Raw genomic sequence first — 24,189 nt, 5'->3', positions numbered from 1 at the left:
GACACCCCGGAGGGCGCCGCGTCTCGCCGCGCGACGTGCGGGGAACCGGGATACGTTGCACCCGGCGTGGCAGGCAAGTTCGGGGGCGAGCGTCCCTGCGCACGCGATGCAGTGATGCGTCGCGCGCGAACGGAGCCGCGCCAGGAGGATGACTTGTCCATGAACTCTCGGGGACCGCGGCGCTGGCGTCGCGGACTGCTCGGCTCGGTGAGCGCAGGTGCCGTGACGGCCCTCGTCGCCGCGACTCTGGGGGCTGCGCCGGTGTCGGCGAGCCCTGACCCGTCCGTGAAGCATCGCAGCGACGCCTCGGTGCCGGACGACGTGAAGGGCGCCGGCTCGTTCGGCCTCGGGACGAAGCGCGTCGCCGGTGACACGGTCGACCCGACGCTCCGGAAGGCGGCCGGCAGCGTCGACGTCATGATCGAGCTCGACGCCGCCCCCGCCGCGACGGCCTTCGGCCAGGCCCGTGGACGTGGCCTCTCCGCAGCGAAGAGCGCCGCGCGGAGCCAGACCTCGGCAGTCAGAGCCGCGCAGGCGCAGGTCGAGTCGCGCTTCGGCTCCGCCGCCACGCGCGCCCGCACGCTGTACAAGGCGCACGCGGCATACTCCGGCATCGCCGTGCGCACCGACGCGAGCCGCCTCACGGCGCTGGCCGCGATCCCGGGCGTCAAGTCGATCCACCGGCTGACCCCGAAGGAGCCGACCAACAGCTCGTCGGTGCCGCTCATCGGGGCGCCCGCCGTGTGGCAGGCCAAGGCACAGACGGGCAAGGGCGTCCGCGTCGGGATCATCGACACCGGCATCGACTACACGCACGCCGACCTCGGCGGCCCCGGGACCACCGCCGCCTTCGACGAGGCGAAGGCGTCCGACGCCTTCACACCCACGGCCAAGGTCGTCGGCGGGTACGACTTCGCCGGCGACGCCTACGACGGCGACGACCCGACGTCGGTCCCTGACCCCGACGCCAACCCGCTCGACTGCAACGGGCACGGCTCGCACGTCGCCGGCACGACGGCGGGCCTCGGCGTCGCCGCCGACGGCACGACGTGGACCGGCGGCTACTCCTCCGACATCGACCCGGCGGCGCTCGACATCGGCCCCGGCGTCGCGCCCGAGGCGAGCCTCTACGCGCTCAAGGTGTTCGGCTGCGACGGGTCGACGAACGTCGTCGGCCAGGCACTGGACTGGGCGGCCGACCCCAACGGCGACGGTGACCTCACCGACCACCTCGACGTCGTCAACATGTCGCTCGGCAGCTCCTACGGATCCCCGCAGGACCCCGACGCTGTCGCCGCCGACAACCTCGCCGCACTCGGCACGGTCGTCGTCGCCTCCATCGGCAACTCGGGCGACGTCTACGAGGTCGGAGGCTCGCCCGGCAACGCCCCCCGCGTGCTCGCAGTCGCGGCCACCGACGACGGCAACGACGTCGTCGACGGCCTGAAGGTCGACTCCCCCGCCGGCATCGAGCCGGCCGACACCATCGACGGCGAGCAGGACAACGTGTTCGCCGCGCTCAAGTCGGTCAACTACGACTGGACGACGAAGGCGGGCGTGACCGACGTCCCCGTCGTGGCGGTGGGCGACTGGTCGCAGGACCCCAGCGACACCAACAACACCGACGGATGCACCGAAGACGGCTACTCCGACGCCGACAAGGCCAAGATCACGGGCAAGGTCGTCCTACAGATGTGGCTCGACGGCAACGACCGCCGGTGCGGTTCAGCCGCGCGCGCCCAGCTCGCCGAGGACGCCGGCGCGGTCGGAGTCGTCTACGGCAGTGACGTCGACGCCTTCTCGGCCGGAGTCAGCGGCGACGCCGACATCCCCGCGATGCTCACCGTCAACCAGGCCACCAAGGCCATCAAGGCGCAGCTCGACTCCTCCCACGAGGTCCGCGTCACAATGACGAACGCCCTGCGCAACTCCGTGTCGGTCCGCAACCCGAAGGCCGTCGACCAGGTCGCGGGGTTCTCGTCGCGCGGCATCGGTGCTGCGGGTGGCATCAAGCCCGACGTCGCCGCTCCGGGCGTGACGACCTTCTCGGTGGCGGTCGGCACCGGTAACGAGGGCATCGCCGAGAGCGGCACCTCGATGGCCGCGCCCCACGTCGCAGGCGAGGCTGCGCTCGTGCGCGGATCGCACCCCTCGTGGTCGGTCGAGGAGGTCAAGGCCGCGATCATGAACACCGCGACCCAGGACGTCTTCGTGGGGCCGGACCACACGGGTGAGGTCTACGGCCCGGAGCGGGTCGGCGCAGGACGGGTCCGCGCCGACGCGGCCGTCGGCACCGGAACCCTCGCCTACGTCACCGACGACAAGGGCGCCGTGAGCGTCTCGTTCGGCCCGGTCGCCGTCACCGCCCCGACCCAGACGCTGACCAAGACGGTCCGCATCGTCAACAAGCGGCCCGTCACGTCGGCGTCCTACGTCCTGTCGTACGCCCCGGCGCACGAGGCCCCCGGCGTCACGTACGCGTTCACCCCGTCCCAGGTGCGCGTGCCGGCCGGCGGCTCGGTCGACGTCGAGGTCACCGCGACCTTCATGCGGTCGGCGCTGCGCGCGGTTGCCGACCCGACGACCGAGGCCGACCCGCTCGACGCCGGCATCCAGCGCAGCTACCGCGCCGACGCGAGCGGCCGCATGGTCCTCGAGCCGGTGCGGGGCACGCCGGGGGGCGAGCTGCGCGTGCCGGTCTGGTCGGCGCCGCGGGCGGCTTCGACGATGGGGTCGCCCTCGAGCACGACCGTGACGAAGAAGCCGGGCCTGCCGGCCGGCATCGCCACCTCGATGCTTCCGCTCACGGGGACCGGCATCGACCAGGGCAGCGGTACGACGGGCTACACCTCGACGGTCTCGACGTTCCAGCTGCAGGGCACCAGCCCACGTATCGCGGGCTGCTCGCCGACCCGGGTGGTGGACTGCATCGAGACGGCCGACGACCGTGGGGCTGACCTGCGCTACGTCGGCGCCGCCTCCGATGCGCCTGCTGTGGACGACCTCGGCAAGGCGTGGCTCACGTTCGGCGTCAGCACGCACGGGCCGTGGCGTACGCCGGCGTCGTCGACCGAGTTCGACGTCTTCCTCGACACCGACGCCGACGGCACCGCCGACGCCGTCGTCTACAACACCAGATACGCGACGGCGACCGACGACTACGACTACTTCCTGACCGAGCTCGTCGACCTGCGCCCCGGTGAGGGTTTCGGGGAGGTGCTCGACGACCAGCTCGTCAACGGCATCGACGGCTCGTTCGACACCAACGTGTTCAACAGCGACGCGCTGGTGCTGCCCGTCTCGGTGGGTGTGCTGCAGGAGACGGGGCTCGTGTCCGGCTCGGCGCCGAAGCTGCGCTACTGGGTCGGCTCGTTCAGCCAGAGCGGCGCCGTCGACTCGATCGGCTCGGCCGCGAAGCCGATGACGATCAGCCTGGCCTCCCCGGGCCTGTCGGCCTACGGCGACTTCGGCACGCTGCTGAGCACGGACCTTCCGGGCGAGCAGCTCGAGGTCCGTCGCGACGAGGCGTCGGCGAAGCTCGACAAGCCGCAGGGCCTGCTCCTGCTGCACCACCTCAACGGCAACGGCTCGCGCGCCAAGGTGGTCTCGGTGCGCACGGCCTCGGCGACGAAGCTCGCGGCCAGCCCGACGAGCTTCACGTACGGCGGCAGGACGACGCTGACCGCGAACGTCTCCCCGTCGAGCGCCACGGGCACCGTGACGTTCGGCTGGAACGGCAAGGCGCTGCGCACCGTCGCGGTCTCGGGCGGCAAGGCGGTCCTGCCCGTCACGGGCCTGCCGCGGGGCACGCAGTCGTTCACGGCGCGCTACTCGGGCGACACCCAGACGCTCGCGAGCAGCTCGGCGACGGTGAAGGTCACCGTCAAGGGCCTGGCGAGCAGGACGACACTGAGCTCGAACCACACGAGCTACCGCTACGGCGGGCGCCCGGTGCTGACGGCCGTCGTCTCGCCGACGGCGGCGAACGGCACGGTCACCTTCCGCGACGGCATGCGTGTCCTCGGCACGTCGACCGTCTCGAAGGGCAAGGCCACGCTGTGGGCGCCGGCCCTCGCGCGCGGCACGCACTCCGTGAAGGCGACCTACAACGGGTCGAGGGGTTACAACCCGTCGGCCTCCACGGCGGTGACCCTCCGCGTGAGCTGAGGTAGCAGCCGCACCATCAGGGCGACGTATGCCGTTCGGCTGAGCCGGCCGGACGGCATACGTCTGCCCGGACCTCCTCGCGCACCGCGGCCGGGCGCAGCAGGAAGGCGGCCCTCCGAGGAGGACCGCCCTGCTGCAGCCCGGCCGCTGTCGTGGGCGACGCGGCCCCGGGCTGGCGACCGGGTCAGGGAGCCCGGCCGCCGGGCCCGTTCACCGCAGGATGCCGTTACCGACGTGGCGGCCCCACCACTTGCCAAGGCCCCAGGTGTCCCCGGCGAGCGTCGCGGCGAGAACCGCGATGCCGAAGGCCTCGATCCAGTGGCTGTCGATGAGCGGGTTCGTGTAGGCGCCGGTGGTGCCGAGGGGGAACTCGGCGAGGTACATCAGCGCGAGGAGGAGCGCTGCGCTGTAGGCCGCAATCTTGAGGCCTGCGCCAGCGAGGAGGGCAACACCGATGCCCAGCAGACCGGCCATGAACAGCCAGTCGGCCCACGGGCCGGCGATGTTCTTGAAGAAGTCGCCGAAGGGGCCTTCGGCGCCCTTCATGAAGCCCTGCGCGGGGGTGCCGCCGTCGAGCCATCCCTTGTCGGCTGCGGTGCGGTAGCCCAGCCCGAAGAGCTTGTCGAAGAAGGGCCAGATGAAGGTGAACCCGAGGACGATGCGCAGACCGGCGAGCAGACGACGGGCCACGACCGAACGGACCACCTCCTCCTGGAACGTCACGACGCCCTTCGTCGGGTCGTGGGCGGGCGACGTCGCGGTGTCGTGTGTGTCGCGGTGGATGGTGGCCATTGATCTCAACTCCAGAACTCGGTGTGTGTTCCGGCAGCTTCTCTGTCGGTACTACCGATTGTAGTAGTTCTAGAGTTACTACTACAACGCGTAGCAGTGTGACGTCGGAGACAACGTCAGCGGCGCGAGCGGACGAGGGTCGGCACCTCGAACTCCCCTGGGGCGTCGGCGAGCTCGCGCACCAGGTCGGCGAGCGCGTCGAGTGAACGGCACACGGCGGCATACGACCCGTCGAGGCGGATGGGACGGCAGAGGATGCGCGTGCCGGCGTTGCGGATCACGATCTCCGACTCGGGTGCCCGGTCGCTGTTGCAGTGCACGAGCAGGCCGGTGGGCAGCCCCATGGCGGTCGTGTAGGCGACGAGCTCGAGGTAGTCACGAGAGGCCATGTAGCCGTCGGCACCCATCGAGTACTTCGCGTCACCCACGAGGACGACGTCGGCGCCGCGGCGGACGACGAGGTCGGGCGCCATCGTGACGGCACGGCCCTCGTCGAGCCACACGTCCTCGTCGCTCACGATGCGCATCTCGGGTGACAGTCGCAGGTCGAGCTCCTGGGCGATCCAGCGCCGGAACAGGTCATCCATGTCGACCATGAGGCTGTTGGCCTGCTGGTCACCGGCCTCGTGGCTCAGCGACATCGCCTGCAGGACGAGCCGGCTGAGGCGCATCGCGTCCTCGTAGTGCTCGTTGAGACGCGTGATCGGCAGCGGGGCGGCGTGCTTCGTCGCGGGAGTGTCGGCGACGCCGTCGAAGCGGCCGAGCACCCGCAGGGCCTCGCGTCGCACGTGCGGCGCGAGCTGCGGCCAGCTGAGCATCGCCTGGAGGGTGCAGCGGAACAGCTGGTTCTCGACGATGTCGGCGGTGAAGTCGTCGAAGCGGCACTGCGGCTCGGCCGCGCTCCACGGGCGGCGCGCGAACTCCTCGACGAGCAGCCGCCCGCGGATCGTGCGCATCCGCTCCTCGCGCGGCACGTAGCCGTGGACGAGGCCGCGCATCGTCGCCGAGTCGATGAGCCGGATCGCGAAGTAGGCGACCCCGTCGATGAGCTCGTCCGTGTCGCTCCACGTCACGTGCTCGTGGTCGAACGCGTCGGGCGAGACGCCCGCGCCGAGCATGGCGAAGAAGTTCGTGACCGAGACCTTCGGCATGACGCGCACGACGAGCCCCGGGACGGCCAGCGCGCCGACCCAGCTCGTCGCACCGATCGTGACGACGTCGGGGTCGGCCGTCGCATGGATGACGAGCCGCTCCCCCGCGGCCGCCACGAGCGCCGCGCGGGTCTCGCGGGACAGCCGGACCGGCCCCGAGCGTCCGTGCTCGGGGATCGGGGGCAGCTCGATCGTCATGCGGCGGCTCAGGATCTCGTCAGGTCGAACTGGCCGTAGCGGGCCTTGACGTTCTCCCAACGGAACTGGGCCAGCTCGTGCTCGCGGCCGTAGAGCTGGTCCTCGATGAAGGGGTAGACGTTGTAGTCCCAGATGCGGCGCAGCGTCGCCTCGTCGCCGTCGAGGCCCGGGCGCATGAAGTAGCTGTGGCCGATCTGCAGGTGCGGACCGCGCAGCGCCCGCCGCAGGTCCTCGTTGACCCGGTCGACGAGCTCGGCGACCCAGACGGGGCCGTCGTGGACCTCGAGCCACCGGCGGAGCAGCCCCTCCATGGGCCCGTCGTGGGGCATGAACGGCACGAAGTCGAAGCGCCGACGCAGGGCCGCGTCGACGAGCGCGATCGACCGGTCGGCGGTGTTCATCGTGCCGATGAAGTAGAGGTTCGGCGGCAGCTCGAAGCCCTCGTCGGGGCGGTAGCTGGTCTTGACGGAGTGCGACCGGTACTCGAGCAGGAAGAGCAGCTCGCCGAAGACGCGCGGCAGGTTCGCCCGGTTGATCTCGTCGATGATCATGATGTGCGGCGTCAGCGGGTCGGCCTCGGCCGCCTCCGCGAGGAGCGCGAGCGGGCCCTTGCGCAGCTCGTACACCATCTGGCCCTGGTGGTCGATCTGCGGGCGGAAGCCCTCGAAGAAGTCCTCGTAGCTGCTGCTCGGGTGGAACTGCACGATGTCGCGCTTGGCCGGGTCGGGCTGCAGGGCCTGAGCGAACCGCTGCGCGAGGTAGGTCTTGCCGGTGCCGGGCGGGCCGTAGAAGATGACCTGCTTCTTCTCCTCGAGCAGGGCCCGGATCTCACGGAGGAAGTCCTCCTCGATGAGCAGCTCCTGCGCGGCCTCGCCGAGGGCGTCGTGGTCGGGCATGAGCGCCTTGTCGGAACGGCGCATGAGCCAGTACGCGAGCTGTGCCTGGCCCCAGGGGTCGTCCGGCAGGAGCGGGTCGAGGGTCTGCTTGAGCAGGGCGTTGGTCTCGACGTGCGTGCGGCCCCGGGACTTGCCCTCGGTCCATCGCGCCGGCCCGCCGAGCCGGCCGAGCATCGCGATCTTGCCGGAGTCGCCGCCGAGGGTGAACAGCGGCAGCCAGTGCTCCGGGTGCGCGATGGCGAAGAGCTTGAGCACGACGCTCTCGCCGAAGCCCTGCACCGGGACGTCGTCGGAGCCCAGGACGCGGTTGATCCGTTCCTCGTCGCGACCCTCGCCCCAGAGCAGGTCGCGCACCATGACGCGCAGCTCGTCGATCCCTGCCGCGTCGAGGGCGTTGATGCTGCTGATGAGGACGGACTGAGCACCGATGTCGCCGTAACCCCGGGTCGACACGATGCGCTTGAAGGTGGGCAGGTCGAAGTCCTCGAGCCCCTCTCGCGACAGGCAGGCGGCGAACACCCTCCGCTGCTCCTGGTGCCAGGCGTCGCGCTCGCTCGGGTAGGGCCGCTCGGTCCTGAAGATCTCGACCTCGCTCTCGAGGTCGACCATGGCGGCCAGCTCGAGGCTCGGGTCGTCCAGCGGTCCCCGCTGGCTCGAGGTCATGAACCGCAGCAGCGGCGTCAGCGTGCGGGCCGTCGCGATGATGTCGTCGGCGAAGTCGGCGCGGCCGAGCGCCTCCTCGCCCTTCCACCATCGGCCGACGAACGTCTCGCCCGACGGGTACTCGCGGCCCATCGGCTCGAGGCGGTCGGGGCGCCCGTCGTCGTGGACGCGGATGAAGGTCAGGCCGCGGGGCAGGTGCTCCTGCACGATCGTGCCGACCTCGCGGTGCTGCTGGTCTGACTCGCCCTCCCAGCCACCGTGCAGACCGAACGCGACACCCGAGGGGGTGACCCAGAGGCGGAAGCCGGGAGCGCCGGCACCGCCCACGAGGATCCACGCGGCATACAGGTCGGAGCGGTAGGCGGCGTCCTCTCCGGGGTGGTGCTGCAGCGCGAGGGTGGGGGCCTCTAGGTAGAGACCGGTCTCGCTGGAGAGCCGCTCGATGAGGCTGTCGGAGAGGTGGTCGGCCTCGCCGCGCAGCTGGCGGGCGAGGTCGGCTGCACGTTCCTCGCGCTTGCCGCTCGAGTAGCCGGTCGCCGGGCGGAAGTCCGCCGCGATCTCGGCCGCCTCGACGCACACGTCGAGGGCCTTCGGCGCGACGCCGACGAACGCCTCGGTCTCCTTGAGGTACCAGAGGATTCGCGCGGCATACCTCGGGTCCTCGGGACGCAGGGCGGCGCACAGGTCGGCGAACGCGACGTAACGCTCCGCGTGGCTCAGGCCGCGCTCGAGCCAGCCGAGCCGCTGGAGCATGTGGGGGGCGTTCTCCCACATGAGCGGCCACTCGCCGCCGTCGTCGGTCGACCAGAAGAGCGAGAGGACGTATGCCGTGTGCGCGGGTCCGGGGGCGCGCTGACCGCGGGCGCCGCCGCGGGCGAGGAACGCCTCCATGGCCTGGAGCTTGTCGGCGGCGTCCAGCGGGGAGGCAGGGGTCTGCAGGGTCAGCTTGAGGAGGTCGACGACCTCGGCGTATTCCTCTTCCGCGCGGCGGACGAGCGAGGCGAGCCAGGGCCCTCCCAGGGCGCCGAACCCGACGTAGGGGCCGTCCTTGCGGGCCCACTGGTTCATCGCCTCCTTGAAGGCGACGAGGTCGCTGCTGGCCACGAGGTCGGCGAGGATCTCGCGCAGCTCGCCGTTGCGGGCGGCGCGCTCCGAGTCGAGCTCGGCGAAGAGGGCCTGGGCGTCCTTGTCGGCCTCGGCAGCTCGCTCGATGAGCGCGTACTTCGCGCGCCAACGCTTGACGTCGACGCTGTCGGTGCGAGACATGGGGCTCCCTTGCACGCCCACTTCCAGGGCGAAATAGCTACTGCGCGCGTGGAGGTGCGCACAGGACCGCGAAAAGGTTACCTGCCAGTCGCCCGTGCTCCGAAACTCGCGGGTGTGTCGCCCATGACCCCCGCGGTCGCAGCGTCGAACGGCCCCTGACGGCAGCGAAGCGCCACCATTCTCGCCCCTCCTCGTCGGCACTTCTCACCCGGGGGTGCCTGTGGACGAGGCGCCGCGCACGACGTGCGGGTCGGGCAGGATCGTGAGAGGTTGCCGAGGTGGACGAAGGGTGCGAAACGCACCCCACCCGACGCAACCGCACGATGATCGACGATCGACAGGGGACGCCGATGACCGCAGCCGCACGCGCGCACCGACTGCGCCGACACCGCACCCTGCTTCCGTATGCCGCCGCGCTGGCTGCGCTGCTCACCGTGACGGCGTGCTCGGGCGGCGACCCGGGTCCGACGGCGACGACGCCACCGGTCAGCCCCACGTCGATGTCGACGACCACCTCAGCGCCCCCAGCCATCACCTCAGCAACCACAACGTCGTCGCTGGACCCTGTCATCGCCAAAATCCCCACTGCCGCGCGACCCGACACTGAGGCCGGGGCCGCCGAGTTCGCCAAGTACTACTTCGGCCAGATCAACAACGGCTTCCAGACCGGCGATCCGAGAGCTGTCGAGGGACTTTCAGTCGCGAGCTGCGTTACATGTCAAGCTTTCGCCTCTGCCATCAAAGCCCTCAAAGTGAAGGGACAGCGATATGGAGCTGATCTCGCGCAGGTCGAATACTCGTCAACATTGGACTTCACCCCCAACGTGCGCGTCCTCATCGACCTTTCACAGCAACAAGTTCCAATCCTCGATACCAAGGGAAAGCGCGTTGGGCTGACACCCACCGGCAAAGCATCCTTCGTGGTTTCCCTCAAGTTTTCGGCGCATTGGACTGTCACTCGCATACAGAAGGCCAAGGACTAGCATGCGATCCGCCCGCGTCTTGGCGCTCACGACGTTAATGCTGATGCTTGCCAGTCCACCTGCGTCGGCGAGCGGTCAAGCTTTTGCCACTGCGGACGACGTGCCCGTTCCGCCATGCGGCCTCTATACGACGTGTGACACAGATCCCACGCAAGCGACCTTTGGTCTGCTGTCGCGAGAGGAAGTCCTAGCGCTTCCCCGACACCCGAAGGACAAGGGTGGCCCCGTCGAAGTACCGCAGCCCGCCATCGCGCCCAGATATGGCTATCTCTCTCTGAACGACTGCGCCCAAGCGCGACCGGAGACAGCTACGGAACAGGTCTCGTGCAGCCATGCCCTTCGCGATTGCCCGCCGGGCGAAGTTGGGCCGCTTCTCAGGATTTGGCGAAGGACTCTTGTGGGGAATCGGGTAACGCAACCGTGGAGTGTCAGCGGTTTGACGTGTGCCTCGGATGTGGCGCCGGGGGCACGGCCGACGCTGACGATGGCCGACCTGAAAGCAGAATTCATGCGAACCCCGTGGTCGAGGCCGCAGATCTCCAGCCAGCCCGCGGGCAATACGACGCTCGTGAACCTGCGCACGTTCTACAAGGTCAACTGGACCCCGAATGGCTTTGAGCCCGGCGAGGTGGACCGTTCCGTCCTCCGCGGGATCCCCGTCCAGATCCGTCCGAAGCTGGTTGGCTTCACCTACGTCTTCGGCGACGGGTCGGCTGTGGGCCCGACGACGTCGACCGGCGGCGTCTACCCGGGCGGCGACATCACCCACGTCTACCGGTCGAAGGGCACCTACCCGGTGCGCGTCGACACGACCTTCGGCGCTGAGTTCAGCCTGGACGGGTCGACGTGGGACGAGATCCCGTCGACCGTGACCGTGGCCGGACCCAGCACCACTGTCACCGTCCGAGAGGCCAAGAGCGTCCTCGTCAATCGCTGACCGCTCCGTGGCGGCCGGTGCCCGCGGAGCGCAGGCAGGTCGGGCACCCGCTGTGCACTGGGTCTTCGGGTGACTCAAGCAGCCCCGGCGAGCCCGCGGGCGGTGTCGGGCCTCGGCCGAGTCATCTGGTGACTCAGTGCACAGGGGCTTGGCGAGGTCCACCCAAGGGCCCGAAGAGCCAGCAGTGCCGCTCGCCCAAGTCGCGCCCTTCACTCGTGATGTGGGTCCTCGGCCGCTTCGTCGGCAGGCGTCGGAGCCTTGGCTTCGGACTCGGCCTCCACCGCGGCCACCGTTTCCGGCTTTCCGACGCCGGCAACGTCGCCGCTCGCCGTGGCCGAAGGGACTGGTGGGATGTTCATCGTGGCGCCGACGCCGACGTCCGGGCCCTTGCCGTCGGCCGGGGCGTCCAGCGCCTCGCTACGGGCCAGCAGGGCGTCCTCGTCCTGGGCGTCGGGCATCCAGCCCTCGGCGGGCCCGGTCACCGCAGACGGTGGGGTCGGGGTGCCGCCGAACGCGCTGGAGTCGGCGCCCTCGTCGGCCTGGTCGAGGTGATCCACGCTGTCGGGTCGATCGGCGTCACCGCGCGCGGTCAGGACCCACGTGACCGCGGCGCCGAGGACGGCGGCGGCCGCCACGAGCACCCACCTCATCGCAGTACCTCCTTCGACCCGTCCCGCGTGACCCGACCACGGACCGCGATCGCGATGAGGGACCCGACGACGAAACCCACGACGCTCCACAGGAAGACGCTCAGGAAGCCACGGTCGCTCAGTCCGACCAGACCCAGGGCGGTGCTGACCACGACGAGCGCCGCCCACCACACAACGCCGAGCTCGACTCGCTCACGCGGCCGAGTGGTGGCCACCCTGCTCGTGTGCGCGTTCAGGCCCATCGCTCCTCCAGGGGTCGAGCGTCACGGCCGCGACAGCGACCGCCTTGACGCTACCCCCGTACCCGCATGCGGGCGAGGGGACGTCACGGCCGTTTCCTGACCCTGACGTCCCGTCGCGACCCGGCTCACGCTGCTGCGCTGTCCCCCTCAGCCGGAAGGACGGCCACTGCCTCCGGTGCCGCGATCGCCACGGCCTGCAGCGTGAACCCCGCAGTGCGGCAGGCCCCTTCGAACGCTGCGCGCATATCGCGGTCGCGCGGAGTCGGCGTGACCCCACCCGGCCGCGCGATGACCATGACGACGTCGTGCACGTCGTGGCGCGCCACCTCGGACAGCAGGAGGGTCACTCCCTCGAGCACCTGCGCCACGTCGACGCGGCGCGGCTCGTCGGGCAGACAGATGGGCTGGAGCAGCCTGCCGTTCGGGTGGCAGAGCAGCAGGTACGTGGCCCCCTCGGACCTCGACTGCTCCGTCGCGATGAGGTCCACGACCCCCTCGAAGACGTCCGGGTCGGTGATCGGTCGCTGGGCCCAGTCCCTGGGAAGTTCGTCGAAGCGCATGCGTCGAGGATGGCTGCCACCGGTGACAGCCGGTGCGCATCGTCCACAGCCTCCCGGCCCGGGGCCCTGGGCCGCCCCGTCACATGGGCGGCGTGTACCGCCCGTCGATCACGGTCCAGCCGCCGTCCACGAAGAGCTGGCTGCCAGTGACGAACGACGACGCGTCGGAGGCAAGGTACACCACGGCCCCGACCAGCTCGTCCGGCCGCGACCACCGGCCCAGGGCGCTCTTGCTCGCGTACGCCTCCGACCACTCGGGCACGGCCCGGATCTGCGCCGTCAGAGGCGTGTCGACGATGCCTGGCGCGATGGCGTTCACCCGCACGCCCTGCTGCCCCAGCTCGACAGCAGCCGTGCGGAGCAGCTGCACGAGCCCTGCCTTCGTCGCCGCGTAGACGCCCTGGCCGGGCTCCACCGTCACCGCCCGGATGGAGCTGAAGCCGATGATGCTGCCCCGCCCGCGCTGCGCCATCCCGGCCCCGAACGCCCGTACCAGGTCGAACGACGCGCGCAGGTTGAGCCCGACGACGCGGTCGAACTCCTCCGCGGTGTAGTCCAGCACACGCTTGCGCACGTTCGTCGCGGCGGTGAAGACGAGGATGTCGACGTCGCCGAGGTCGGACGCCGCCCGCGCCACGGCGTCCGCGTCCAGCACGTCGAGCTCGTATGCCGCGGAGCCCGCTCCCAGAGCCGCCGTCTCCTCCGCGGCAGGCAGGTCGCGGTCCACGCAGACGACCTCGGCGCCGTGCGCCGCGAGGGCCAGGGCACTCTCGCGTCCGATGCCGCTTCCGGCGCCGACGACGACCGCACGGCGCCCGTCGAGCCGGAAGAGCCGGGTGTAGTCGGGTCGCTCACTCACGGTGCCGCCCCCTCTCCGGCAGAGGCCGGCGTCGCCGTCGGCGTCCCCCTCGTCGACGCGGACGGCCGGATGATCGCCATCCGCGTCACGGTCAGCTCCTCGATGGCGAAGCGCGGACCTTCCCGTCCGATGCCGCTGTCCTTGACGCCGCCGTACGGCATGACGTCGGAGCGGAACCCCGGCACCTCGTTGACGACCACCCCGCCCGTCTCTATGCGGTCGATCGCGGCGAAGGCGCTGCCGAGCCCCTCGGTGAAGACGCTCGCGTGCAGGCCGTACCGCGACCTGTTGACCACCGCGATCGCGGCGTCGAGGTCGGGCACCGACCGCACCACGACGACAGGGCCGAAGACCTCCTCGTCCCACGCGAGCTCACCGTCAGGCACGTCGAGCAGCACCGTGGGCTCGATGACTCCGTCGCGCACCGAGCCACCGTGCACCACCGTGGCTCCGGCGCCGCGTGCCGCCTCGACCCAGGCCGTGACGCGCTCGGTCGACCGTGTGTCGATGAGCGCCGAGACCCGCGTCGTCTCGTCGCGCGGGTCACCGACGACGACCTCCGCCATGCGCGCGGACAGCGACTTCAGGAAGGCAGCCCTCGCCTCCTCGACGACGACCACCCGCTGCACGCTGATGCATGCCTGGCCGGAGGCGTAGTAGCCGCCACGCACGACGGCGTCCGCGGCCGCCTCGACATCCGCGTCAGCCGCGACGACGAGGGCAGAGTTCGACCCAAGCTCGAGCAGCACCTTCGTCGGCGCGGCGTCACGGGCAATTCTGTGGCCGACCGCGGCGGACCCGGTGAACGACACGGCGCCGACCCGCCGGTCGGTCGTCAGGGCAACCCCGACGTCGACCCCGCCGGTGACGAGCTGCACGGTGCCGCGCGGCGCACCCGCCGCGGCCAGCGCCTCGCGCACGATGTGCACGAGCCACAGCGTCGCGAGTGGGGTCTGCGGCGCCGGCTTGATGACCACCGGGCACCCGGCCGCAAGCGCCGGCGCGAGCTTGTGCGTCGCGAGCAGCAGCGGGTAGTTGTAGCCGGCGATGCCCACGACCACGCCGATCGGCTTGCGCACCCAGAAGCCGATCAGCCCCTCGCCGCTCGGCAGGAGGTCGAGCGGCACGGTCTCCCCGTGCAGCCTGGCGACCTCCTCGGCGGCGGTCGCCAGCGTGAGCAGCGTGCGCTCGACCTCGACCCGGCAGTCGACGAGCGGCTTGCCGGTCTCGAGCACCAGCAGCCGCTCGAAGTCGCCACGCCGCTCCGTCACGACTCGATGGGCCTCGGCCAGGGCCGTCCGGCGGACGTGCGACGGCAGCGCACCCACACGCTCGCGCACCGCACAGGCGTACGAGATCGCCTCCGAAGCAAGCTGGCTCGTGCCGACCGGTGCGGCTGCGACGACCTCCCCCGTGAAGGGGAACGTCACGGGCTCCGTATGTCCGACGTCGACCCACGAGTCACCGACGGGCAGTCCGGAGGGGTGTTCTGGCGTGTGGATGGTGGTCACCGTCCGTCTCCCAGGAGATCCGAGGCGCCGGCACCCTCGAGGGCACGGCGCATGCTGGGCGCCGCCCGGAGGAGGCGCTGGGTGTAGGGGTGCTGCGGGTCGTCGAAGATCTGCTCCGTCGTCCCCGTCTCGACGATCTCGCCGTCGCTCATGACGGCCACCCGGTCGCAGACGTGTCGCACCACCGAGAGGTCGTGCGAGACGAAGACCAAGGTGAGGCCCAGGTCGCCCACGAGGTCGATGATGAGGTTGAGCACCTGCGCGCGCACCGACACGTCGAGGGCGCTGACCGGCTCGTCGGCGAGCAGGATCGACGGAGACGGGGCGAGCGCGCGCGCGATGGAGATGCGTTGGCGCTGGCCGCCGGAGAACTGGTGTGGGAAGCGGTCAGCCGCCTCGGCCGGCAACCCGACGGCATCGAGCAGCTCTGCCACCCGCTCTGCCTGACGCGGAAGTCTTTGCGCGACCAGCGGCTCGGCGATGATGTCGCGCACTCGCATGCGCGGGTCGAGCGAGCCCATCGGGTCCTGGAACACGAGCTGGAGGCTCGACCGGAGGAAGCCGAGGTCGGTCTCGCGCCGACCGGTGACCTCCATACCCTCGACGAAGATCTCGCCGCTGGTGGGCCGGTCGAGGGCCGCGATCAACCGCATCAGCGTCGACTTGCCGCACCCGGACTCCCCCACGATCCCGAAACGCTCACCGCGCTCCACGTCGAACGACACGCCCTTCAGCGCCTCGACGACAGGACCCTTCTGCCGCAAGGAGGTTCTGGGCCGGTGGTACGAACGACGCACGTCGCGCACGCTGATCGCGGCGGTCATCGCGCGGCCTCCTCTCCGGCAGGGTGGATGCAGGCGAAGCCGTGGCCGGGGTCGGTGCCGGTCCACGGCGGGAGCACGGCGCACTCGCTCGTGGCGTAGTCGCACCGGCTGCGGAACACGCAGCCGTCCGGGAACGCCCCGGCCGGTGGCACCGACCCGCGGATGGTGGGCAGCCGGCCGCCGGGCTCCGCGGTGTCGAGGTCCGATGCCGCGAGCAGGCCCTGGGTGTACCGGTGCCGCGGGCGGCGGAAGACCTCCTCGACCGGCCCGGCCTCGACGACCCGGCCGCCGTACATGACGAGCACCCGCTCGCACACCGTCGCGACGACCGACAGGTCGTGCGTGATGAAGAGCATGGCCGCATCGCGGGCCGCGACCCCGCGGACGATGAGGTCGAGCACACGCGCCTGCACGGTCACGTCGAGAGCCGTCGTCGGCTCGTCGCAGACGAGCAGGGCCGGGTCGTTGGCGAGCGCGATGGCGAGCACGACGCGCTGGCGCTGGCCCCCCGAGAGCTGGTGCGGATAGGCGCGGGCGCAGTCAGCCGGGTTCGGCAGGCCCACCTGGTCGAGCAGCTCGACCGTCCGGGTGCGCACCGCTGCACGGTCGGTGCGCGCCCCGCCGTCTCGCGAGGACCGGCCTGCGTGGATGGTGATCGCCTCCGCGACCTGATCGCCCACCCGCATCGTCGGGTTGAGCGCGGTCATCGGCTCCTGGAACACCATCGCCACGTCGCGGCCGCGGACCTGCGCGAGGTCACGCTCCCGCGCACCGACGAGGTCGTATCCCACGCCGGCGAGGCGCACCGAGCCGCCGATCCGGGCGTCCTCGGGCAGCAGCCCGAGCAGGGCGAGGCTCGTCAGCGACTTGCCCGACCCGGACTCCCCGATGAGCCCGACGCGCTCCCCGCGGTCGATGGTGAAGCTGACGTCGTGCAGCAGGTGGAACCGCCCGAGCCGCACGTCGAGGCCCTGCACGTCGAGGACTCTCGACGTTCCGGATGCCGTTGGGCTCTCTTGCGCTGCAAGGGCGCTCATCGTCGATCCTCCAGTCGCGGGTCGTAGTGGTCGCGCAGGCCGTCACCGAGGAGGTTGAAGCCGAGCACGGCGAGGGCGATGGCGATGCCCGGGATGATGGCGAGGCGCGGCGCGGAGAAGAGCAGCTCCTGGCTCTCCTGGAGCATCCGGCCCCAGCTCGGCGTCGGTGGCGGCGTTCCATAGCCGAGGAACGACAGGGCAGCCTCGGCGAGCACGGCGATGGCGAACGACACGGAGGCCTGCACGATGACGAGCCCGCTGACGTTGGGCAGGACGTGGCGCAGCCCGATCGCCCACGGCCCGCGCCCGGCCGCCCGGGCCGCCAGGACGTACTCGGTGCTGAGCACCTGCATCGCACCACTGCGCACCAGACGCACGAAGCTCGGCACCGACGCGATGCCGATGGCGACCATCGCGACGAGGGTGCTGCCGCCGTAGACGGCGCTGAACATGATCGCGAGGAGCAGGGCGGGGAAGGCGAGCAGCAGGTCGATACCGCGCATCAACGTCTCGCCGAGCCACCGCGGCGCCATCGCGGCGACGACGCCGAGCGGCACGCCGATGACCCCGGCGACCCCGACCGCGACGATGCCGACGAAGAGCGTGGTGCGGGCCCCCACGAGGATCTGGCTGAGCACGTCACGGCCGAGCTTGTCGGTGCCGAGCAGGTGCCCGGGGTCGCCCACCCCACGCAGCCGGACGGCCGCGTCGACGAACGTCGGGTCGTACGGCGTCCACACGAACGAGACGACCGCCATGAGCGCGACGAGGACGACGATCGCGGCTCCGACGAAGAAGCTGGCACCCGGCCGGCGGCGCACAGCCGAGCCGGCGACGGCGACATCCACGACGGGTGCGGCCGAGACGGGCGCGTCGAGCGGCCCTGTCGGTCGGATCGGTTCGGAGCTCATCGGGCACCCACCTTCAGTCTCGGGTCGATGACGAGGTAGAGCAGGTCGACGACGAAGTTGACGACCAGCACGGCGAAGACGAGGAGCATGACGACGTCCTGGACGAAGATGAGGTCGCGGTTGCTCACCTGGTCGAGGAGCAGGCTGCCGAGGCCCGGGATGACGAACACGCGCTCGACGACGACCGCCCCGATGAGCAGGGTGGCCAGCTGCAGGGCCAGGACCGTGACGACCGGGATGGCGGCGTTCCGGAAGCCGTGCCGCCGCAGGGCCCGCGCCCGACCGAGACCCTTGGCCCGCGCAGTGCGGATGTAGTCCTCGCGCTGCACGTCGAGGATTGCGCTGCGCACGTAGCGCGTCAGCACCGCCCCCTGCACGAGGCCGAGGGACAGCACGGGCAGCACGAGCTGGCGCAGGAACTGGGTGGGGTTCTCGTTCGGCGGGGTCCAACCGTTGGCCGGCAGCCACTGCAGCTTCACGGCGAACACGGTGATGAGCAGGATGCCGGCGAGGAACGCGGGCACGGCGACCCCGACCTGCGAGAGGGCCGAGAGGGCGAGGCCGCTGGGTCGGCGGTGGCGCAGCGCCATGAGCGTGCCGAACGGCACGGCGATGACGACGGCGAGCAGCATCGCGCAGACGACGAGCCACATGGTCACCTGGAGCCGGTCGACGATCTGCGGGGCGATCTCGGCCCTGGACACGTAGCTCGTGCCGAGGTCGAACCGCACGAGCCCACTGACCCAGGAGAGGTACTGGGCCACGAGCGGCCGGTCGAGTCCGAACTCCTGGCGCAGCTGGGTGACCGCCGACTCCGACGCGTTGACGCCGAGGGCGACGCGGGCGGGGTCGCCCGGCAGCAGCACCATGAAGGCGAACACGAGCACGGAGCTGACGACGAGGCTGGCGAGCAGGATCGCGGTGCGTCTGACGATCTGGAGCAGCATGGTGTCCCTGTCGTGTCCTGTCGTTGTCGGGGGGCGGGTGACGTGGTCGGGTCGGCCCGAGTCGGCCCGAGTCGGTTGGGGTGCTGAGCGGCGGTGCCCCGGCCGGCGACCCGGCCGGGGCGTCACGCGTCAGGAGCGGGCGAGACCGGTCAGGTCGAACGACTCGGTGATGGCGTTCTTCGGCAGTCCGGTGATGCCCTTCTCGGCGACGATGAGGTTCGGCAGCAGGAAGAGGAAGTCGCCCGCGGCATCCTGCGACAGCTCCTTGGCCGCCTTCTTCATGAGCGTGACCTGCTCCTCCGGCGTGCCCGCGTCGGCCGCGGCGAGGTCGGCCTGGAGCTGCTTGTTGTCGTAGCGCGTGTAGTACTTCGGGTCACCGAACACGGCGGGCAGGTCGCGCGGCTCGACGTGCGCGACGATCGACATGTCGTAGTCGGCGTCGGTGAACACGGTCGTCAGCCACACGGCCGGGAACTCGAGCTGGTCGAGGGTCACCTTGAAGCCGGCCTGCTCGAGCTGGCTCTTGACGACCTGACCACACGAGACGGCGTAGGGCAGCGACGGGATGCGCAGTCGCACCGGCGTGGCAGCCGCGTTCGTCTCGGCGACGAGGGCCTTGGCCTTCGCGAGGTCGTGCGGGTACAGACCGGTGAGGTCCTCGTACCACGGGTCGGTCGGCGGCACCATGCTGCCGATGAGCGTGCCTCGGCCCGCCCAGCACGTGTCGAGCAGGGCCTTGTGGTCGATGGCGTAGCGCGCGGCCTGGCGCACCTTGAGGTCATTGAACGGCGCCTTGCCGTTGTTGAACGACAGCAGCACCTCGCCGTTCGTCGTGCCCTCGATGATCTCGTACTTGTCGTTGCCCTCGAACTGGGCGAGGGACTCGGGCGCCTGCACCGTGCCGATGACGTTGATCGTGCCGGTCAGCAGGGCGTTGTTGAGGGCCGTCGGGTCCTTGAAGTACTTGAGCGTCACCTGCTGGAAGTACGGCTTCGTGCCCCAGTAGCTCGGGTTCGCCTTGAGGCTGATGGAGTCGCCCCGCTTCCACGTCTGGAAGACGTACGGGCCGGTGCCGACGGGCTTCGTGGCGAGGTCGGCCACGCCCTTCTCGGTCATCATGGCGCCGACGCGCGTCGACATCTTGTAGAGCCAGTTGTTGCTCGGCTTGTTCAGCGTCACCTGCAGCTGCGTGTCGCTGACCGCCTTGGCGTCCTGCACGACATCCATCGACGCCTTGAGCGAGACCGTCCAGTCCTTCTTGACCCGGTCGATCGAGAAGGCGGCGTCCTTGGCCGTGAAGGCCTGCCCGTCGCTGAACTTCGCGTTGTCGACGAGGTCGAAGGTGTAGGTCTTGCCGTCGTCGCTGACCTTCCACGCCTTGGCGAGGGCCGGCTTGATCTGGCCGTCCTGGTCGACCTTGACGAGCGTCTCGTAGACGTTGTCGAGGAGGGCCTGCGGGATCGCGGCGCCGTCCTTCGTCGTGAAGTCCAGGCTGGCGGGCTCGGCGACGAGGCCGACCGTGAGGTTCTTGTCGGCGCCTGCTCCGCCGTTGCCACCGGTGCCGCCGGACGTCGACGTGCCCGACCCCGCGGAGCAGGCGGCGGTGAGGGCGAGGAACAGCACGCTGGCCGCTGCCGTGCCGATGCGGATGTGCTTCATCGTGTCTCCATCTCGTGCAGGACCGCGGCGCCGAGCTGGGACGTGCTCGCCGAGCCACCGAGGTCTGGGGTGTGGTTGACCGGTGTGGTCAGAGTTGCAGCCAGGGCCTCCCGGACTGCCTTGGCCGCGGCCTCGTGGCCGAGGTCGTCGAGGAGCATCGCTCCGGAGAGGATGCAGGCCGAGGGGTTGGCGATGCCGCGTCCCGCGATGTCGGGGGCGGAGCCGTGCACCGGTTCGTAGACGCCGGGCACGTCACCGCCGGGCAGGATGTTGGCGCTGGGCGCCATTCCCATCCCGCCGGCGAGCACGGCGGCGAGGTCGCTGAGGATGTCGCCGAAGAGGTTGCCGGCGAGCAGCACGTCGAGCGAGCGGGGCTGCTGCACCATCCGCGCCGCCATGGCGTCGACGAGGACGACCTCGAGCTCGACGTCGGGATGGCGCTCCCCCACCTCGCGCACGACGGCGTCCCAGAGCGGGTAGCCGTGCTTCATCGCGTTCGACTTCGTGACGAGCGCGAGGCGTCCGGTGCGCTGCTCGGCGAGGCTGAACGCGTGCTCGGCGGCCCGCTCGATGGCGCGGCGTGAATGGACGGCCACCTCGATGCCGAGGTCGTGCCCGGTGCCCGCGTGAGCGAGCCCACCTGCGCCGACGTACTCGCCCTCGGTGTTCTCACGCACGATCACCAGGTCGACGCCCTCGACGTCGCGCACCTTGCTCGGCACGCCGGGAAACGCGCGTACGGGGCGGATGTTGACGGCGAGGTCGAGCTGCTGGCGCAGCCCGATGATCAGGCCCCAGACCAGCTCGTGGTCGGGCACGTCGGGACGTCCCACCGCCCCGAAGAGCGCCGCGTCGTGGGCCCGGATGGTGCTCGCACCGTCGGCGGGCATCGCGGCACCCTCGCGGAGGAACCGCTCACCGCCCCAGTCGAGCTCGGTGGTCTCGAGCCGATCCCCTTGCTGCTCGAGGGCCGCGCGCAGCACCGGCACGGTGGCCGCGACGACCTCGGGCCCGACACCGTCGCCGGGGATCACTGCCAGTCGCACCGTCATGGTTCTCCGTCCGTCCCGGTGGGTCGCCCTCGACCCGAATCTGCCACTGGTCTGACCAGTAGACTTTTCTCTATAGACAGGTACGGTTGCTCTCATCAGGACGGATGTCAAGGGTCCGTCCGGTCCGCCAGACGGCCCGGCGGCCGTCCATGAGGGAAGGGCATCGATGACGAACTCCGCTTCGCGACCGGCGAACCTCACCGCCACCGAGCTCGTCGCGACCTACCGAGCCGGCGATCTCTCCCCCGTCGACGTGCTGCGCGACGTCGCGTCGGTGATCGAGGCGCGCGAGCCGCAGCTCAACGCGTTCTGGCAGCTCGACCTCGAGGGTGCAGAGGACGCCGCTACGCGCAGCGAGAAGCGCTGGCGCAGTGGCGAGCCGATCGGTCCCGTCGACGGAGTTCCCTTGACCGTCAAGGAGAATCTGGCCCGAGCGGGCGTTCCCATGCCCGCCGGAAACGCGGGCCAGACACCGGTGCGGCCCGAACGCAGCAGCCCGGTCGTGGAGCGCATCGAGGAGTCCGGGGGCGTCATCCTCGGCTCCACGGTGATGCCCGACTGGGGGATGCTCAGCTCCGGCGTGTCCAGCCTGCACGGCATCACCCGATCCCCCTGGAACCCTGCCCTCACCACGGGAGGGTCGAGCTCGGGCGCCGGAGCGGCCGCCGCCGCCGGCTACGGGCCCCTCCACGTCGGCACCGACATCGGTGGCTCCATCCGTCTGCCCGGCACGTGGCTCGGGCTCACCACTCTCAAACCGAGCGCGGGCCGAGTGCCGCTCGACGCGCCCTACCTCGGCCGCGCGGCAGGCCCGATGACGCGCTCGGCGGCGGACGCGGCGCTCCTGATGTCGGTGATCAGCCGCCCCGACCCCCGCGACTGGACGAGTCTGCCTCCCGCCGAGCTCGACCTGGCCCTCGATGCGGCGGCGTTCGACATCGCCCGGTTGCGCATCGGCCTGCATCTCGACGCCGGATGCGGCATGCCGCTCGACCCGGAGGTGCGGACCGCCGTCGAGCGCGCCGCGGAGGTGTTCGCGGCGGCGGGCGCACAGGTCGAAGAGGTGCCTCCGTTCATGACGGAGCGGATGCTCGCCGACCTCGACCAGTTCTGGCGCGTGCGTTCGCTCGTCGACTTCGAGGCGTTGGAGCAGGAGGCGCGCGAGCGCGTGCTGCCCTTCATCCAGCGGTGGGTTCTGGCCGTGGCTGACGTCGACGGCCGGTCGGTGATGCGGGACTACGCGAGCATCATGAACCTCCAGCGAGCCACGGTGACGGTGACCGAAGCCTTCGACCTCGTGCTCTCCCCGGTGGCGCCGGTGGCCGCGTTCCCGGCCGAGTGGCCGATGCCGTGGGGCGAGACCGACGAGGGCATGGCACACATCGGCTTCACGGCCCCGTACAACATGTCGGGCCAGCCGGCGGCCAGTGTGAACTGCGGGTTCACGTCCGACGGGCGCACGATCGGGCTGCAGGTTTCGGGCCGGCGCTTCGACGACGCGGGTGTGCTGCGCGCGGTCGACTGGTACGAGCAGCACCGAGGGGCCGAGGCGACGCCCGTCTGGCCCATCCCCGAGGCGGGTGCGTCGGATGACTGAGGCGGCCGGCGAGTCGCGGGGGTTCGAGCAGGTGCGGCCGGTGCGGCTCTACGAGCGCATCGTCGAGCAGGTCGAGGAGGCGATCGCCAAGGGCGAGCTGCGGCCGGGGCAGCGACTGCCGAGCGAGCGCGAGCTCGTCGTGCAGTTCGGAACGAGCCGGGCCACGGTGCGTGAGGCGTTGCGGGTGCTGTCCAGCAACGGCGTGGTGCGCTCCCGACCCGGCGACCCCAACGGCCCCGAGATACTGCCTGTCACGGCCGGCGGGCTGACGAAGCAGATGCGCCGCCTCGCCCGTGCCGAGCACCTGACCCTCGCGCAGCTGCTCGTGTCGCGGATGATGCTCGACTCGACGGCGAACCGGCTCGCGGCCATCCTGCGCACCGACGAGCAGCTCGCCGAGATGGAGACCGCCATCGAGCGGATGCGCGAGGCGGTCAACGGCGGCTACACGTCGTTCAGCGAGGCCGACTTCGCCTTCCACGAGGCCATCGCCCGCGCGAGCGGCAACACGCTCATCCAGGTGAGCAACGCCGTCGTGCGCGACACCGTCCTGTCGCTCATCTCCGACAAGATCGCCCACGCACGCAACTCGAAGGCGCTCATGAAGCGATCGCTGACCCACCACGAGCAGGTGCTCACCGCCATCCGTGAAGGCGACGGCCCGGCGGCGGCGCACGCGTCCCTCCACAGCCTCTACGACTACTACGCCAGCTACGTGCCCCCCTCCGAGCGCGCGACGCTCAAGGCCCTGCTCGCGAACTGACCGCGCACCGTCAGAGCTTGTACCCGATGGTGCGCAGGAGGGCGTGGCGGGCGCGTTCGTCCTCCTCGGTCTCCACGCCGAGCGGTGAGGCACCGTCGACGACCGCGAGGATGCCGCGGCCCTGGTCCGTCTGCACGACGACGACCTCGAGCGGGTTGGCTGTCGCCGCGAAGACGTGGCACACCTCGGGAACCGCCTTGACCTGGTTCAGGACGTTGACCGGGAAGCCGTCACGCAGGAACACGACGAACGAGTGCCCGGCTGCCACGGCGACGGCTGCGTCGACGGCCAGGCCGACGAGCTCGTCGTCGTTGCCCGACCGGCGAACGAGGCGTGGGCCGGAGGCCTCGCAGAACGCGATGCCGAAGCGCAGGTGCGGCGAGCTGCCGACGAGTGCCTCGTGGAGGTCCTCGACGGTCTTGATGAAATGGGACTGTCCGAGGATGACGTTGAGTCCCTCCGGAACCTCTACGGGTACCGTGACGATCGCCGGCTCGCTCATGGCGGCCTCCCTCCCTCGTCGG

Annotated in this window: 20 protein-coding genes; 5 read left to right on the top strand and 15 right to left on the bottom strand. The window is 70.8% G+C overall.

Annotation, left to right across the window (positions count from 1 at the left end; translation table 11 throughout):
- Positions 1 to 159 precede the first annotated feature (159 nt).
- A complete protein-coding gene (locus tag H9I49_RS17605) occupies positions 160 to 4,167 on the top strand; it encodes a S8 family serine peptidase (RefSeq protein ID WP_188031665.1) in 4,008 nt (1,335 codons plus the stop codon).
- 210 nt (positions 4,168 to 4,377) lie between these two features.
- Here H9I49_RS17605 and H9I49_RS17600 read toward each other — a convergent pair whose 3' ends face one another.
- From H9I49_RS17600 to H9I49_RS23505, 3 genes are all read right to left on the bottom strand, one after another.
- Positions 4,378 to 4,959, bottom strand: coding sequence for a DoxX family protein (locus H9I49_RS17600; protein WP_188031664.1), 582 nt, complete (start codon positions 4,957 to 4,959; stop codon positions 4,378 to 4,380).
- Between the two features lie 116 nt (positions 4,960 to 5,075).
- The gene (locus H9I49_RS17595; RefSeq protein ID WP_188031663.1) at positions 5,076 to 6,308 is read right to left on the bottom strand and encodes an McrC family protein; all 1,233 of its coding nucleotides are present in this window, start codon (positions 6,306 to 6,308) and stop codon (positions 5,076 to 5,078) included.
- An 8-nt stretch (positions 6,309 to 6,316) separates the two neighbouring features.
- The gene (locus H9I49_RS23505; RefSeq protein ID WP_223128827.1) at positions 6,317 to 9,133 is read right to left on the bottom strand and encodes an McrB family protein; all 2,817 of its coding nucleotides are present in this window, start codon (positions 9,131 to 9,133) and stop codon (positions 6,317 to 6,319) included.
- Between the two features lie 350 nt (positions 9,134 to 9,483).
- Here H9I49_RS23505 and H9I49_RS17585 point away from each other — a divergent pair, with 350 nt between their 5' ends.
- Positions 9,484 to 10,116 carry a DUF6318 family protein gene (locus H9I49_RS17585; protein ID WP_223128826.1) on the top strand — a complete coding sequence of 211 codons (633 nt, stop codon included), beginning with the start codon at positions 9,484 to 9,486 and terminating at the stop codon, positions 10,114 to 10,116.
- Between the two features lie 508 nt (positions 10,117 to 10,624).
- Positions 10,625 to 11,053, top strand: coding sequence for a hypothetical protein (locus H9I49_RS17580; protein ID WP_188031661.1), 429 nt, complete (start codon positions 10,625 to 10,627; stop codon positions 11,051 to 11,053).
- A 209-nt stretch (positions 11,054 to 11,262) separates the two neighbouring features.
- Here the strand turns inward: H9I49_RS17580 and H9I49_RS17575 are convergent, their stop codons facing one another.
- The 11 genes from H9I49_RS17575 to H9I49_RS17525 all read right to left on the bottom strand — a co-directional run bounded on the left by H9I49_RS17575 (position 11,263) and on the right by H9I49_RS17525 (position 21,305).
- Entirely contained in the window at positions 11,263 to 11,703 is a 441-nt protein-coding gene (locus tag H9I49_RS17575; RefSeq protein WP_188031660.1) for a hypothetical protein, read from the bottom strand.
- Positions 11,700 to 11,945 (bottom strand): hypothetical protein, encoded by a 246-nt coding sequence (locus H9I49_RS17570; RefSeq protein ID WP_188031659.1) that lies wholly within the window; start codon positions 11,943 to 11,945, stop codon positions 11,700 to 11,702. The genes H9I49_RS17575 and H9I49_RS17570 overlap by 4 nt, the downstream gene beginning before the upstream one ends.
- A 125-nt stretch (positions 11,946 to 12,070) precedes the next feature.
- Complete coding sequence (locus H9I49_RS17565) at positions 12,071 to 12,505, bottom strand: hypothetical protein (RefSeq protein ID WP_188031658.1); 435 nt, start codon at positions 12,503 to 12,505, stop codon at positions 12,071 to 12,073.
- 79 nt (positions 12,506 to 12,584) lie between these two features.
- The gene (locus H9I49_RS17560; protein ID WP_188031657.1) at positions 12,585 to 13,364 is read right to left on the bottom strand and encodes an SDR family oxidoreductase; all 780 of its coding nucleotides are present in this window, start codon (positions 13,362 to 13,364) and stop codon (positions 12,585 to 12,587) included.
- Positions 13,361 to 14,875 carry an aldehyde dehydrogenase family protein gene (locus tag H9I49_RS17555; protein WP_370587627.1) on the bottom strand — a complete coding sequence of 505 codons (1,515 nt, stop codon included), beginning with the start codon at positions 14,873 to 14,875 and terminating at the stop codon, positions 13,361 to 13,363. The genes H9I49_RS17560 and H9I49_RS17555 overlap by 4 nt, the downstream gene beginning before the upstream one ends.
- Positions 14,872 to 15,699, bottom strand: a complete 828-nt coding sequence (locus H9I49_RS17550) for an ATP-binding cassette domain-containing protein (RefSeq protein WP_188031656.1) — start codon at positions 15,697 to 15,699, stop codon at positions 14,872 to 14,874. Before H9I49_RS17550 ends, H9I49_RS17555 begins: the two co-directional genes overlap by 4 nt.
- Positions 15,696 to 16,736, bottom strand: coding sequence for an ABC transporter ATP-binding protein (locus H9I49_RS17545; protein ID WP_188031655.1), 1,041 nt, complete (start codon positions 16,734 to 16,736; stop codon positions 15,696 to 15,698). The genes H9I49_RS17550 and H9I49_RS17545 overlap by 4 nt, the downstream gene beginning before the upstream one ends.
- Positions 16,733 to 17,647 (bottom strand): ABC transporter permease, encoded by a 915-nt coding sequence (locus H9I49_RS17540; RefSeq protein WP_188031654.1) that lies wholly within the window; start codon positions 17,645 to 17,647, stop codon positions 16,733 to 16,735. Before H9I49_RS17540 ends, H9I49_RS17545 begins: the two co-directional genes overlap by 4 nt.
- Positions 17,644 to 18,594 carry an ABC transporter permease gene (locus H9I49_RS17535; RefSeq protein ID WP_188031653.1) on the bottom strand — a complete coding sequence of 317 codons (951 nt, stop codon included), beginning with the start codon at positions 18,592 to 18,594 and terminating at the stop codon, positions 17,644 to 17,646. Before H9I49_RS17535 ends, H9I49_RS17540 begins: the two co-directional genes overlap by 4 nt.
- Positions 18,595 to 18,723: 129 nt before the next feature.
- Positions 18,724 to 20,253: an ABC transporter substrate-binding protein gene (locus H9I49_RS17530; RefSeq protein ID WP_188031652.1), complete on the bottom strand. Its 1,530-nt coding sequence runs from the start codon at positions 20,251 to 20,253 to the stop codon at positions 18,724 to 18,726.
- Positions 20,250 to 21,305: an isocitrate/isopropylmalate dehydrogenase family protein gene (locus H9I49_RS17525; protein ID WP_188031651.1), complete on the bottom strand. Its 1,056-nt coding sequence runs from the start codon at positions 21,303 to 21,305 to the stop codon at positions 20,250 to 20,252. Before H9I49_RS17525 ends, H9I49_RS17530 begins: the two co-directional genes overlap by 4 nt.
- A gap of 166 nt (positions 21,306 to 21,471) precedes the next feature.
- Here H9I49_RS17525 and H9I49_RS17520 point away from each other — a divergent pair, with 166 nt between their 5' ends.
- Together H9I49_RS17520 and H9I49_RS17515 are read left to right on the top strand one after the other, a co-directional pair.
- Positions 21,472 to 22,902 carry an amidase gene (locus H9I49_RS17520; RefSeq protein ID WP_188031650.1) on the top strand — a complete coding sequence of 477 codons (1,431 nt, stop codon included), beginning with the start codon at positions 21,472 to 21,474 and terminating at the stop codon, positions 22,900 to 22,902.
- Positions 22,895 to 23,665: a FadR/GntR family transcriptional regulator gene (locus H9I49_RS17515; protein ID WP_188031649.1), complete on the top strand. Its 771-nt coding sequence runs from the start codon at positions 22,895 to 22,897 to the stop codon at positions 23,663 to 23,665. Before H9I49_RS17520 ends, H9I49_RS17515 begins: the two co-directional genes overlap by 8 nt.
- A 10-nt stretch (positions 23,666 to 23,675) precedes the next feature.
- Here H9I49_RS17515 and H9I49_RS17510 read toward each other — a convergent pair whose 3' ends face one another.
- On the bottom strand, positions 23,676 to 24,167 hold the full coding sequence (locus H9I49_RS17510; protein WP_188031648.1) for an adenosine-specific kinase: 492 nt from the start codon (positions 24,165 to 24,167) through the stop codon (positions 23,676 to 23,678).
- Positions 24,168 to 24,189: the final 22 nt, after the last annotated feature.

This window comes from Terrabacter sp. MAHUQ-38 (assembly GCF_014518425.1).
In the GTDB taxonomy this organism is placed as follows: Bacteria; Actinomycetota; Actinomycetes; order Actinomycetales; family Dermatophilaceae; genus Terrabacter.
Note: the sequence above shows the minus strand (reverse complement) of the source record. Positions and strands in the feature narration are given on the sequence as shown.

What these genes read in the sequence shown, in the direction of transcription:
- H9I49_RS17540 (WP_188031654.1), bottom strand. Translation starts at nt 17,647, where the DNA reads ATGAGCTCCGAACCGATCCGACCGACAGGGCCGCTCGACGCGCCCGTC.
- H9I49_RS17535 (WP_188031653.1), bottom strand. Translation starts at nt 18,594, where the DNA reads ATGCTGCTCCAGATCGTCAGACGCACCGCGATCCTGCTCGCCAGCCTC.
- H9I49_RS17510 (WP_188031648.1), bottom strand. Translation starts at nt 24,167, where the DNA reads ATGAGCGAGCCGGCGATCGTCACGGTACCCGTAGAGGTTCCGGAGGGA.
- H9I49_RS17580 (WP_188031661.1), top strand. Translation starts at nt 10,625, where the DNA reads ATGCGAACCCCGTGGTCGAGGCCGCAGATCTCCAGCCAGCCCGCGGGC.
- H9I49_RS17530 (WP_188031652.1), bottom strand. Translation starts at nt 20,253, where the DNA reads ATGAAGCACATCCGCATCGGCACGGCAGCGGCCAGCGTGCTGTTCCTC.
- H9I49_RS23505 (WP_223128827.1), bottom strand. Translation starts at nt 9,133, where the DNA reads ATGTCTCGCACCGACAGCGTCGACGTCAAGCGTTGGCGCGCGAAGTAC.
- H9I49_RS17600 (WP_188031664.1), bottom strand. Translation starts at nt 4,959, where the DNA reads ATGGCCACCATCCACCGCGACACACACGACACCGCGACGTCGCCCGCC.
- H9I49_RS17585 (WP_223128826.1), top strand. Translation starts at nt 9,484, where the DNA reads ATGACCGCAGCCGCACGCGCGCACCGACTGCGCCGACACCGCACCCTG.
- H9I49_RS17595 (WP_188031663.1), bottom strand. Translation starts at nt 6,308, where the DNA reads ATGACGATCGAGCTGCCCCCGATCCCCGAGCACGGACGCTCGGGGCCG.
- H9I49_RS17525 (WP_188031651.1), bottom strand. Translation starts at nt 21,305, where the DNA reads ATGACGGTGCGACTGGCAGTGATCCCCGGCGACGGTGTCGGGCCCGAG.
- H9I49_RS17515 (WP_188031649.1), top strand. Translation starts at nt 22,895, where the DNA reads ATGACTGAGGCGGCCGGCGAGTCGCGGGGGTTCGAGCAGGTGCGGCCG.
- H9I49_RS17570 (WP_188031659.1), bottom strand. Translation starts at nt 11,945, where the DNA reads ATGGGCCTGAACGCGCACACGAGCAGGGTGGCCACCACTCGGCCGCGT.
- H9I49_RS17605 (WP_188031665.1), top strand. Translation starts at nt 160, where the DNA reads ATGAACTCTCGGGGACCGCGGCGCTGGCGTCGCGGACTGCTCGGCTCG.
- H9I49_RS17575 (WP_188031660.1), bottom strand. Translation starts at nt 11,703, where the DNA reads ATGAGGTGGGTGCTCGTGGCGGCCGCCGCCGTCCTCGGCGCCGCGGTC.
- H9I49_RS17550 (WP_188031656.1), bottom strand. Translation starts at nt 15,699, where the DNA reads ATGACCGCCGCGATCAGCGTGCGCGACGTGCGTCGTTCGTACCACCGG.
- H9I49_RS17545 (WP_188031655.1), bottom strand. Translation starts at nt 16,736, where the DNA reads ATGAGCGCCCTTGCAGCGCAAGAGAGCCCAACGGCATCCGGAACGTCG.
- H9I49_RS17520 (WP_188031650.1), top strand. Translation starts at nt 21,472, where the DNA reads ATGACGAACTCCGCTTCGCGACCGGCGAACCTCACCGCCACCGAGCTC.
- H9I49_RS17565 (WP_188031658.1), bottom strand. Translation starts at nt 12,505, where the DNA reads ATGCGCTTCGACGAACTTCCCAGGGACTGGGCCCAGCGACCGATCACC.